General features: G+C 67.4%; 6 protein-coding genes and 6 pseudogenes. 6 read left to right on the forward strand and 6 right to left on the reverse strand.

Annotated elements, in window-relative coordinates; genetic code table 11:
* Nucleotides 1-77 precede the first annotated feature (77 nt).
* A pseudogene (locus DMH12_RS34155) lies at nt 78-398 on the reverse strand (tetratricopeptide repeat protein); the annotation flags it as partial.
* Between the two features lie 142 nt (nt 399-540).
* Here DMH12_RS34155 and DMH12_RS34160 point away from each other — a divergent pair.
* The 3 genes from DMH12_RS34160 to DMH12_RS34170 all read left to right on the forward strand — a co-directional run bounded on the left by DMH12_RS34160 (nt 541) and on the right by DMH12_RS34170 (nt 3,430).
* On the forward strand, nt 541-1,506 hold the full coding sequence (locus DMH12_RS34160; RefSeq protein WP_125495223.1) for a pirin family protein: 966 nt from the start codon (nt 541-543) through the stop codon (nt 1,504-1,506).
* 279 nt (nt 1,507-1,785) lie between these two features.
* A protein-coding gene (locus DMH12_RS34165) for an IS5 family transposase (protein WP_399189827.1) occupies nt 1,786-2,651 on the forward strand; the annotation gives its coding sequence in 2 pieces (ribosomal slippage) (nt 1,786-2,128 and nt 2,128-2,651; 867 coding nt in all).
* A gap of 62 nt (nt 2,652-2,713) precedes the next feature.
* Entirely contained in the window at nt 2,714-3,430 is a 717-nt protein-coding gene (locus DMH12_RS34170; protein ID WP_125495225.1) for a VOC family protein, read from the forward strand.
* Nucleotides 3,431-3,617: 187 nt separating this feature from the next.
* Here the strand turns inward: DMH12_RS34170 and DMH12_RS40575 are convergent.
* Nucleotides 3,618-3,743: pseudogene (locus tag DMH12_RS40575) on the reverse strand (transposase); the annotation flags it as partial.
* A 25-nt stretch (nt 3,744-3,768) separates the two neighbouring features.
* Nucleotides 3,769-4,113: pseudogene (locus DMH12_RS40580) on the reverse strand (transposase); the annotation flags it as partial.
* A gap of 713 nt (nt 4,114-4,826) precedes the next feature.
* Between DMH12_RS40580 and DMH12_RS34185 the strand changes: the two are divergent.
* Nucleotides 4,827-5,552: pseudogene (locus tag DMH12_RS34185) on the forward strand (alpha/beta fold hydrolase); the annotation flags it as partial.
* 361 nt (nt 5,553-5,913) lie between these two features.
* Here the strand turns inward: DMH12_RS34185 and DMH12_RS34190 are convergent.
* A pseudogene (locus tag DMH12_RS34190) lies at nt 5,914-6,084 on the reverse strand (ISL3 family transposase); the annotation flags it as partial.
* An 11-nt stretch (nt 6,085-6,095) separates the two neighbouring features.
* Nucleotides 6,096-7,625, reverse strand: coding sequence for a protein kinase domain-containing protein (locus DMH12_RS40375; RefSeq protein ID WP_312023990.1), 1,530 nt, complete (start codon nt 7,623-7,625; stop codon nt 6,096-6,098).
* A 324-nt stretch (nt 7,626-7,949) separates the two neighbouring features.
* Between DMH12_RS40375 and DMH12_RS34200 the strand changes: the two genes are divergently transcribed.
* The gene (locus DMH12_RS34200) at nt 7,950-8,585 is read left to right on the forward strand and encodes an HAD-IA family hydrolase (protein WP_125495228.1); all 636 of its coding nucleotides are present in this window, start codon (nt 7,950-7,952) and stop codon (nt 8,583-8,585) included.
* An 81-nt stretch (nt 8,586-8,666) separates the two neighbouring features.
* Here DMH12_RS34200 and DMH12_RS40085 read toward each other — a convergent pair.
* Nucleotides 8,667-8,781 (reverse strand): annotated as a pseudogene (locus DMH12_RS40085) (AAA family ATPase); the annotation flags it as partial.
* Between the two features lie 609 nt (nt 8,782-9,390).
* Between DMH12_RS40085 and DMH12_RS34210 the strand changes: the two are divergent.
* Complete coding sequence (locus tag DMH12_RS34210) at nt 9,391-10,710, forward strand: S28 family serine protease (protein ID WP_260474447.1); 1,320 nt, start codon at nt 9,391-9,393, stop codon at nt 10,708-10,710.
* The last annotated feature ends 188 nt before the right edge of the window (nt 10,711-10,898 follow it).

Consider the following 10,898-nt stretch of genomic DNA (forward strand, 5'->3'; position numbering starts at 1 on the left):
TTTTTTAATAACCCGGCCCCCCCCAAATCCCACCAAAGATATACCTGCGGCCGCTTTTGTTTTTTAAAAAAGCCGGGGGCGGCGGCGATCCGCAGCTGGGCGTCGGCCTCCTCCTGCCGCCCCTGCCGTTCGAGGGTCCGGCCCAGCATCAGCCGCGCGTACTGCTCGACGGGATCGCGCTCGACGAGGATCCGCAGCTCGGACTCGGCCCGCCGCAGCTGCGCCGAGTGGTAGTAGGACCGCGCCAGCAGCAGGCGCGGTCCGGTCTGCTCGGGCACCTCCCCGACCAGTCCGTCCAGGACGCGCGCGGCGGCGGCGTAGTCCTTGGCGTCGAAGAACATCCGCGCGCGCTCCCAGCGCTCCGCCGGCGTTCCGTGGTCGTAGTACGTCATGTCCACTCGTGACCTCCTTCGACACCTGCAACCACCACAGATGGTTGAACATTCCATCACTTCCGGGCGTGGCCGGTTGCCGCCCCGCGAAGGTGACGCCCCGGCGACCGTCTGACGCGCGGGGCCGTCCGGGGCTAGGTTGGGCGGCATGAGCAATCTTGATCGCGCGGCGGTACCCAGCCTGTGCGGCGGCCGCGGCTTCGTCGTGACGGAACCCGTGCGCGAACTCCTCAGCCCTCGGAACGTCAAGCTTGGCGAGTCCACCGAGGTCCGCCGACTGCTGCCCAACCTCGGCCGCCGCATGGTCGGAGCCTGGTGCTTCGTCGACCACTACGGTCCCGACGACATCGCCGACGAGCCCGGAATGCAGGTGCCCCCGCACCCGCACATGGGCCTCCAGACGGTCAGCTGGCTGCACGAGGGCGAGGTCCTGCACCGCGACTCCACCGGCAGCCTCCAGACCATCCACCCGCGACAGCTGGGCCTGATGACCTCCGGCCGCGCGATCAGCCACTCCGAGGAGAGCCCCCGCCCGCACGCCCGCCGCCTGCACGGCGCGCAGCTGTGGGTCGCCCTCCCGGACGCCCACCGCCACACCGACCCGCACTTCGAGTACCACGCCGAACTGCCCCTGGTCACCGCCCCCGGCCTGTCGGCCACCCTGCTCCTGGGCACCCTCGACGGCACCGCGTCCCCGGGCACGACGTACACCCCACTCGTCGGCGCCGACCTGACCCTCACCGGCGGCACGGACGTACGCCTCCCCCTGGAACGGGACTTCGAGTACGCCGTCCTGTCCATGTCCGGCGAGGCCCACGTCGACGGCGTGCCCCTGGTGCCGGGCTCGATGCTCTACCTCGGCTGCGGCCGCGACGAACTCCCCCTGCGCGCCGACTCGGACGCGGGCCTGATGCTGCTGGGCGGCGAGCCGTTCGAGGAAGAGCTGATCATGTTCTGGAACTGGATCGGGCGCTCCCAGGAGGAGATCGAGCAGGCCCGTCAGGACTGGATGGACGGCTCCCGGTTCGGCGAGGTCAAGGGGTACGACGGTGCCCCACTGTCCGCCCCCGAGCTGCCGGCTGTGCCGCTGAAGCCTCGCGGGAGGCTCCGTTGACCTGCGGCAATGCCTGAGGTCGGTCGTTGGCGAGTGGTACACGCTCGCGAGTCGTTCTCCCTGGTTCCAATCGTTGGGCGGGCGACTTGGTGGAGTGCAAGGCTGCATCCGTGTGAACGGCGATTCCAAGGTGTCGCCATTAGTGGATGACTGTGGCAGGACACTTGCTGACCTGATGCTGACTTTGCTGACACCTAGTCAGATACGGCTTAGAACTCCTAACAAAATGATCTTCGAGGTGGTTGGATCGCTCCGGAAGTGACGATCCGGGGGTGGGGGATGGCTCAGCCGAAGCCGTGGCACGTTGAGGACGAGCTTTGGGCGGTGATCGAACCGCTGTTGCCGAAGGTAGAGCGCCGCACTCGCTATCCGGGGCGCAAGCGGCATCCGGACCGGTTGGTGTTCCAGGGCATTCTGTTCGTGCTGCATACCGGGATCGCCTGGGAACACCTGCCGCAGGAGCTTGGTTTCGGCTCGGGTATGACGTGCTGGCGCCGCCTGGCTGAGTGGACCGAGGCCGGCGCCTGGCCTCGGCTGCACGAGGTCATCCTGGCCGAGCTCCGCAGGGTGAATGTGCTGGACTTCTCCCGGGCATCGGTCGACGGCTCCCACATCCGGGCGTTAAAGGGGGGCCCAAGACAGGACGAAGCCCTGTTGACCGGGGCAGGACAGGCAGCAAACACCACCTGATCACCGACGCCACCGGCATCCCGCTCGCCGTCACGCTGACCGGCGGCAACCGCAACGACGTCACCCAGCTCATCCCGCTCCTGGAGGCCGTTCCGCCCGTGCGGGGCAAGCGCTGCCGTCCGCGGCGGCGCCCCGATGTTGTCCTCGCGGACCGCGGGTACGACCATGACAAGTACCGGCGCCTGGTCTGGGGTCTCGGAGTGAAACCGCTGGTCGCCCGGCGGGGCACCGAGCACGGTTCCGGGCTGGGCACTCAACGCTGGGTTGTCGAGCGCGCGTTCGCCCATCTGCACTGGTTCCGCCGCCTGCGGATCCGCTGGGAGATACGCGACGACATCCACGAGGCCTTCCTCGCCCTCGGATGCGCTCTCATCTGCTGGAGACGACTCGTGTCACTGCATGCGCAGCAGAAACCGCCGGCTTCCCGCCAGCGCTCTCGCACGGCTGGCAGCTGAAACCCGCTTGCGCAGTCGCCCGGCGAGCCGATACCCAGCACTCGGAAGACAAGGAGGACACGATGACCGCCCTCGGTTCATTGAACGAGTTCTGCTGGATGGACCTGAAAACCCGCGACCCGTCCGGCACCGCCGCCTTCTTATCGGAGGCACTGGGCTGGTGTTTCGCGGTGGATGAGGAGGACTGGCGCCAGGCCACCAAGATAGCCATCGGCGGGTACCAGATCGGCGGCGTCAGCGACCTTGCGAACCCGATCTACCCGCCGGACACGCCCGCCCACGTGGCCTACTACCTGGCCGTTGACGACATCGACCGTCGCGCCGAAGCCGCGACCGCGAACGGCGCGCGTCTTGTCGTGGCTCCCTTTGACGCGGGCGATCAGGGCCGTACGGCGACGCTGATCGACCCGGTGGGTGCCGCCTTCTCCCTGTGGCAACCCCATGGGTTCACTGGGTGGAAGCTCCCGCCCCGCTTCGTAGGCGCCCCACACCACATGGTCCTGGCCTGCGACCAACCAGACCAGGCCCGGGACTTCTATCACCAGTTGACAGGTACTGCTCTGGCGGCTGCCGAATTCATCGCGGCGCGCGAACCTATCGCTACCCCTCAGTGGGAACTCTCCGTCGGGGTCGATGATCTGGATGGCGTCATCTCCCGCGTGCAGATCGGGGGTGGTGGCCAGCGTCTCGCTACCTGGATCCGAGAGACCGACCACTCCAGTCTGAGACTGCATAGCTCAGAAGGGCTGTCATTCCGAGTTCACTCTCTGACCCGATGACGCCTGTACCTCACAGGGTGCCGTCGGAGCACGTTGAGCCGACGGCACCTCATTTCGTTAGCGGTTCTTATGCGCTCTGTCCGTCGTTCGTGTGGAGGGAGTGGTCTTGCAGTGGTCATGTCCCCTGTCGTGGTGTAGGCGATCAGTCGTCTGACGTGGCGGGTAGGACGGTTGGGGCATCGAGGTAGAGGGCGTCCATGCTCTCGTTGGAGAGGTAGCGGGGGAAGGTGATCCACTCGTCGTGGAGTTCGGCGAGGACCGCGGTGGCCAGGCGGAGGACGGCGGGTGGGTTGGGGAAGACCTGGACGACGTCGGTGGGCCCGCAGTTTCGGGATGGCGAGTTCCAGGTCGCCGGCCTGCGTGGTCATCGTCTTCTCGCGGTGCCCATTGCGCCAGGTGGTGCGGGTGTCGGTGTGCTCGCCCCACTCGGCGCCGATCTTCGTGGTGGCCTCGGCCTCGATCAGTTCCTGCAGCAGCCGCTCGGCGACCTCGCGAACGAGTTCAAGCCCATCGGCCGAACGTAGTGACTCAAGCAGGCGAAGTAGGTCATGCTGGGACAAGGCCACCGTGCACCCCTGGGGTCGAACTGCCCGTTCACTCCGGACAGTTGCACGGTGGTCTGCCAGTTGAGCAGGGAGCAGACACCGGCAGACGGTGCACCCGAGGGAGCAGAACCCGCGCACTCAACCGCGGAGACCCCCTACACCACACAGCGGGACGCCATCAAGCTTTTCCTTATACAGGCCAACCTCGCCACGTAATCGACCAGTTCTGGCAGGTCAACACTCAACCATTGGCAGGCACAACGCAGAATCTGCCCCGAGCGGTTACGCTCGGGGCAGCATTCTTCGGAAAGTCGTGATGGCGAGGCGTGTATCTGTCGTGCCGCGCAGAACCAGACGTCAGTTCTTGCGGCCACGCTTCCGGGTAACCCTCCCGTAAATTACCATCGCCACTAGGGCGGCGATGGCTATGGCAAGGATTACAAGCCCCGCCGTGCCCTCAGGCATCACGCGCCCTTCATTGGCAATCAGATATGTTCTCGCCACCGGCTCATCCTTTCTCGTGCCCAGCCCTACGACCAGGCGTCGGTTGCTTCGTTCTGCACGGCGTTACCGACGTACTCGGCCCCGGTGAAGCAGGCGGCTCCGACCACAAAGCCTCCTGCACCGGCAGTCGGCGCGCCCGCAGCGGCAGCTACGGCACCACATGCCGCACCAGTGACGGTGGACGCCACCTCTCCGGCCACGACTGCGGCAGCTTTACGGTAGTCACCGTCGGCCAGGGCACTCCCCGTGTCCCATATGGCCTTTGCTTTGGTCGCTCTTCCAGCGCTCTTCAGCATCCCCTTCATAGCGCCCTCTACCGAGAAGAGACCGGTGGGGTCGATGTGGTTGCTGCCCGATCCCGCACCCCGTTCCTGGTGCATGGGGCGGGCTCCTGTTCCGCCATGTGGTACCCGAACACCCCCGTCCTCAGCGCAGACCGCCCGGTCTACGCGATCGACACCCTGGGCGATCCCGGCCGCAGCGTGCAGCGCGAACCCATCCACCAGCCCGAACACGCCGCGCAGTGGCTGGATGAGACGCTCGCCGGGCTCGGACTCGAGCGTGCTCACCTGGTCGGCTCCTCCTACGGTGGCTGGCTCGCCCTGAACCAGGCGCACCGGAGGCCCGCTCGCCTCGCCTCGGTCACCTTGCTCGACCCCGGCGGCCTGGAGAAGGTGGGGCTGCGCTTCTTCGTCTGGCTCTTCGCCGGCCTCTTCGCGACCTTCGCACCCAAGGCGCTCCGCCCGCGACTGGCGGCCTGGCTCGAGCAGCCGGTCCTCGTCGTGCCGGAACTGCGCGCGATGATCAGAACGGCGGTTCGCGCCTACCGCATACGCCGCCCGTCGCCGCACCCTCTGTCCGAGGAGGAGCTGTCCACCATCCGGACTCCGCTTTATCTGGTGCTTGGCAAGCGAAGCCTCCTCGTGCACCCGCAGCGGCAGGCAGAGCGGGTGCCGCGCCTCGTCTCCGGTGCCCGAGCCGAGATCATTTCCAGCACGGGCCATGGGCCGCAGATCGACCACGCGGAGGAGATCAACCACAGGATGCTGAACTTCATGGTCTCCGCCGACTGACAACCGCCCACGGCGACGGACCGGGACAGTGCCGAGGGATGGCCCGGTGTTGCCCGTGCCCGGACTGCAGGACCGGTCCACCAGGGGCCCCGTCATGCGAGTGGAGACGCTTGAGCACCCCCTTCTTCCGGACCCGCACCTCATGGTGCGGCAGCTCACAACCGTCGTGGCAACTTGGTGGTCGACGCGGCGGGATGCGGGCCGCCGGGCGGTCCTCCACAGTGCGCGCATCTTGCCACGCGGGTTCACAGCAGATATTGGTCACGTAATTGAGCTACCCGTCGGCGGGCGGGGATTGATCGTCTGGCTTCGTTGACGTCCAGTGGCTCTGGTCCACTTCTTGTGGAGCGGTGACGGTCGGTCACGCCAATAGGACTCGCTTGCGTAGGAGTTCGAACCCCGCGCGGCCGAACATCTGGCGCTTGAGCATCTTGATGCGGTTGACGTGTCCCTCTACGACACCCAAGTTCCAGGGCTGTGTGAGGCCGGCGGTGATGGCGTCGAGGTCGCGTTCGAGGTGCTGCGCGAACCGGCTGAGACTGATCAGGTTGTGGCTCTGGCCGATTCGATCCACTGCGGGAGACGGTAGCCTTGCTCGCAGAGCTCCTCCCACAGTTTCCAGGCGTTGGTGCAGCCTTCCTGCCAGCGCTGGTCGAGGTAGGGCTTGTAGGCGTCAAGCGGGGTCGCACGGCTTTGCCACTGGCCGGTGAACATTTCCTCCGGGGTGGTGGCTCGGGAGAAACGCATGACGGTGTTGAGGGTCATGCCGAGTTGCCGGGCGACGGACCGCTTGCTGTGGCCAGCGTCCAGAAGCGCGTGGATGGTGGCGTGCTTGGCGCGGGTGCGTTCGGCGAACCGGTGCCCTGTCGGCCAGGGCGATGACGTGGTCGGATCCGTTTCCTTTGGTGGTTCGTCCGGCGGTGCTGGGGCGGGGCGCAGGCAGCCGCGATGCCGGTAGACGCACTTCTCCGCAGCCTCGCCAAGGTTGTGCCAGTTGCGTTCCTCGGCCAGCGTGCGCCGCGGCTGCTCGTCCTCGTGTGAGAGGTGGGCCGGGCGCTGCGGCGTGTTGGGGGCGGTGATTGGCGCGGTGACGGGCCGGGCCGGCTCGGTCACGGTCGCGTGCGGCATTGGGGGCGTGGAAACCAGGGCGGCATCGGGTGTCGCCCTGGTGTGCGGGTCTTCGCGTTCGAGTAGTTGTGCTGCGTCCTGCCCCAGCCGGGCCAGGACGGCGGCTGGCAGCCACGGCCCGAGGACGGGGTATTGCGTCTCTTCCCGGGCCCGGAGCGCGTCGAGGGTCGGCCGGGCGGCCGGGCCCTTGGCGAGACAGTCCCGGATGAGGGGGAGAAGTGGGTTCGGGACGCCGGTGAGGTCCGGTTCCTCGTGCACCACCCGGTACATGATGGCGTGCGCCTGCCCACCAGGGGTTTCGAAAGCCATCTGCCCGCTGGCAGCGAAGGTGAGCACGGCGCCCAGGGAGAAGATGTCACTGGCCTCGGTGAGACGCTCGCCGCGGATCTGTTCGGGGGCCATGAACCCGGCCGTGCCCACGATCAGTCCGGTGGATGTCAGTCCGCCGCGGGTCGGGTCGTCCAGTGCGCGGACGATGCCGAAGTCGATCACCTTCGGGCCGTCGATGGTGATCATGACGTTCGAGGGTTTCAGATCGCGGTGGACGAGCCCGGCAGCGTGAATATCGGCCAAGGCCGCACACAGTCCGGATGCCAGACCGCGCACAGACTGTTCCGGCAGCGGGCCGTGCCGGTTCACCACATCGGTGAGGGTGGGCCCGGGAATGTAGGCGGTGGCGACCCAGGGCCGCTCGGCGTGCGGGTCGGCGTCCAGCACGGCAGCCGTCCAGTCCCCGCCGACCTGCTGGGCCACGGTGATCTCGTTGGCGAACCGGGTCCGGAAGTCCGGGACCGTCGCCAGCTCGGCGCGAATCGACTTCACCGCCACCATCCGGCCCCTCGACGACCGGGCGAGGTACACCACGCCCATCCCGCCCTCACCGAGCCGACCGAGTAACCGGTAGTCCGCTATTCGTTCCGGGTCGTGCTCCCGCAGCGCCAGCACAGCAGCACAGCCTCCTTCGCCACCGGCGCCACACGGCGCGCGAACAACCAGTCAGGCTAGTGGAGACGGCCCAAGGGGGCCGGTGGTTTCACGGAGCAGCTCCAACCCGCCAGATGTTTGGCAGCGCGGGGTTCGAACTCCTCCGCAAGCGAGTCCTATTGGCGTGACCGAACGTCACCGCTCCACAAGAAGTGGACCAGAGCCCGTCCAGTGACAGCGTTTCTCAATGAGTTCGGACGGCAGGCGCTCTGGCCCAGAGGCGGGGATCCTCGTGAGACATGACGTCACCCCCTCATGTCTGTCCTTGCCTGGGATCATGCCGGTATGACGATCTCTGCTGTGCTCTTCGACGTAGACGGGGTCCTGTTGGACTCTGCAGCCGCTCACCGGAGAGTCTGGACGTCCTGGTCGCGAACACGGGGACTGGACCCTGAGAAGGTCTGGGCTCTCACCTTCGGACGGCGCCCCGAGGACACCGTCAGGGATGCGGCTCCGCATCTTGATCCAACCATCGAACGAAGGTTGCTCGATGAGCTGTTGATGCAGGAAAAGGACAGTTTCTCACCGATCGACGGAGCTGCCGATCTGCTGGAAGCGTTGTCCGACAGCCCATGGGCGATCGTGACCTCTGGTGACCGGGACTTCGTCACAGAGCGTTTCGCGGCGGCCGGCCTGCCCCTCCCTGCGGTGCAGGTCTATGGCAGCGATGTGGAAAACGCGAAGCCTGCGCCGGACTGTTTCTCCCTGGCTGCCACCCGGCTTCGCATAGCCCCCGCTGCGTGTCTGGTGGTTGAGGACGCACCAGCTGGCGTAAGCGCGGCTGTGGCGGCCGGCTGCCACGTGATCGGCTTGACGACCACACATTCGGAAGTGTCTCTTGGGCAGGCACACATGTGCGCCGCCTCTTTGGCCGAAGTGCGAGACATACTGACCGCGAGGGGGATGTTGACCAGCCCCTGAAGCGAGAAGACGCTCCAGGCGAACAGGCAAGGCCTCGCCCCGCAAACGGGGCGGGTGAGTGGCTGCCCCGAAGGGCCGGCCAGCCTTAGCGGGCTTCTCGGCCCGAGCGCGGGGGCTGGCCAGGCGGTACGAGTCGGTCCCGGTCTCGATGATGGTGCCGTTGAATGAGCCGGTCCACGATCACCGCGCAGATTCGGCCGGCCTGTCCGACCCGTGTGCCAAGGTAGCCCGGTGAATCTTCAGGATGCGTCGGGCCTTGCCACCACACCGGCAGCGGTAGCCCCGGCGGATGCACTGAAGCGCTCAACCGCGTTCGGCGGAGCATCAGGCGGGTGCGACAGGCTGCTCCAGTTCGCAGCTCACGATGCTGGAGTCGTTCGCGCGCTGAAGCCCGGGCCGCCCTGGCGGGCGCGGGCGTCGGCCGTCGGGCAGGTGCCTCCGCTGTTCGCTCTATCCCCCGGTCTGGCGCTCCAACACACCGGATGATCAAGCCCGGACAGCGTTGACAACGCTCGTAAGCAATGCAGCTCGGACCGGGTGCTGGGCGAGGACTGCAGCGGCGGCAAGCCGGACTGGCAGACGGTCGGCTGGTGCACAAGGAGCGCCGGGTGGTGGGGTGTCGAGTGCCCTGCCGGAGGGGTCGCCGAGGAGGGCTCGTGACGCGGTCTCTCCCCCGACTGGGGGAGGAGGTTCCCTCGCGCGTGGGTGCTCACTGGTGCGGCTGGCCGCTGTACTGAGGCAGTCAGCACCGGAAAGGACTTCCATGCGTACCCTCACGAGACGACGTCTGCTCACCTCAGTTGCTATGGCGGCCTCGGCGGCGGGCTTGCCCGCCGTGTCTGTGAGGGCCGCGGACCGGACCCGCGCAGGGGCCGATGATGTGGTGGACTCCCTGCGGGCGCTTCCGGGCCTACGGGTCATCGAGGAACGGCCGAGCGCCGAGACCGGGTACCGTTTCTTCGTGCTCGGTCTGCGCCAGCCGGTCGACCACGGCGACCCCGGGGCCGGGACCTTCGAACAGCGCCTTACCCTGCTCCACACGGCCGCTGACCGGCCCACCGTCCTGTTCAGCACGGGATATGAAGTGCCGCTCGTGCCGCGAAGGACCGAACCGGCGGTCCTGCTGAGCGGCAATCAGATCGGCGTCGAGCATCGCTTCTTCGGCACCTCACGTCCGGCTGCTTCCGATCTCACCCACCTGACGATCCAGCAGGCCGCAGACGACCACCACCGAGTGGTCCGGCTCTTCCGTCGGCTGTACCCCGGCGCGTGGATCTCCACCGGCGGCAGCAAGGGCGGCATGGCCAGCGTGTACCACCGCCGCTTCCACCCCCACGACGTGGACGGCACCGTCGCCTACTCCGCCCCGAACAACGTCGACGATCGTGAGGACTTCGCCTACGTGCGATTCCTGGAGCACGTGGGTACCCCCACCGTCCGCGACGCCCTGAAGACGGCACAGCGACAAATGCTGTTGCGCCGCGCATCCCTGGTAGCCCGCTACGAGGCCTGGGCGGCTGCCACCGGTGACACCTTCCGCATCGTCGGCAGCGCCGACAAGGCACTGGAGATCGCCGTCCTGCGGGTGCCGTTCATGTTCTGGCAGAACCGCACCGCTACGGACGCCACCGCCGTTCCCGGCCCGGACTCCTCCACCGACGCACTGTACGCGTGGTTGGAAGAGACGGCCGCCCTACCCGTTTACGCCGACTCCACCGCCCGGAACTACATTCCCTACTGGTACCAACTCGGCACAGAATTGGGCTACCTGGACCTCCCCAGAGCCCATCTGGACGGACTCCTGCAGTACCCGGGCGCCATCGAACCCCGCAGTTTCGTACCTCGTGACATTCCGATGCACTTCAACGCCCAGTCCATGCCCGACATCGACCGCTGGGTCCGGCGGCGCGCCAGCCAGTTCCTCTTCGTCAACGGTACTCAGGACCCGTCCGTCGCAGAGCCCTTCCGGCCCGCCCTTCGCGACGCGCGCGTGCTGTGGGTGCCCGGCGGCAACCATCACGTCACGATGGCCGGCCTAACCCCCGCCGACCACGCGGAGGCTGTCACAGCGCTTCGCCGGTGGGCGGCCGCGGGCCTGCGTGGCGAGGGGGCGCAGGGCGGGTGATCGGCGGCGCGATCGACGTCCATGGTGGCGCGGGCCGGGTGCCGGTCGCGCACTTCATGCGGGAGAAGTGCTGGTCGTGGTGGCCGTCGTGTCACAGGGCGAGCTGGAGCAAAGGCATCTCAGCGGTGACCTGTTTCCCGTCGTCGCGGGGGCTGGTGGGGAAGTGGCTGCACAGGCGGGTGAGGAGG

Source organism: Streptomyces sp. WAC 04229 (assembly GCF_003947455.1).
Classification (GTDB): Bacteria; Actinomycetota; Actinomycetes; order Streptomycetales; family Streptomycetaceae; genus Streptomyces.

Excerpts from the sequence above, each read along its gene's own strand:
- DMH12_RS34160 (WP_125495223.1), top strand. The coding sequence starts at position 541 with ATGAGCAATCTTGATCGCGCGGCGGTACCCAGCCTGTGCGGCGGCCGC.
- DMH12_RS34170 (WP_125495225.1), top strand. The coding sequence starts at position 2,714 with ATGACCGCCCTCGGTTCATTGAACGAGTTCTGCTGGATGGACCTGAAA.
- DMH12_RS34200 (WP_125495228.1), top strand. The coding sequence starts at position 7,950 with ATGACGATCTCTGCTGTGCTCTTCGACGTAGACGGGGTCCTGTTGGAC.
- DMH12_RS34210 (WP_260474447.1), top strand. The coding sequence starts at position 9,391 with ATGGCGGCCTCGGCGGCGGGCTTGCCCGCCGTGTCTGTGAGGGCCGCG.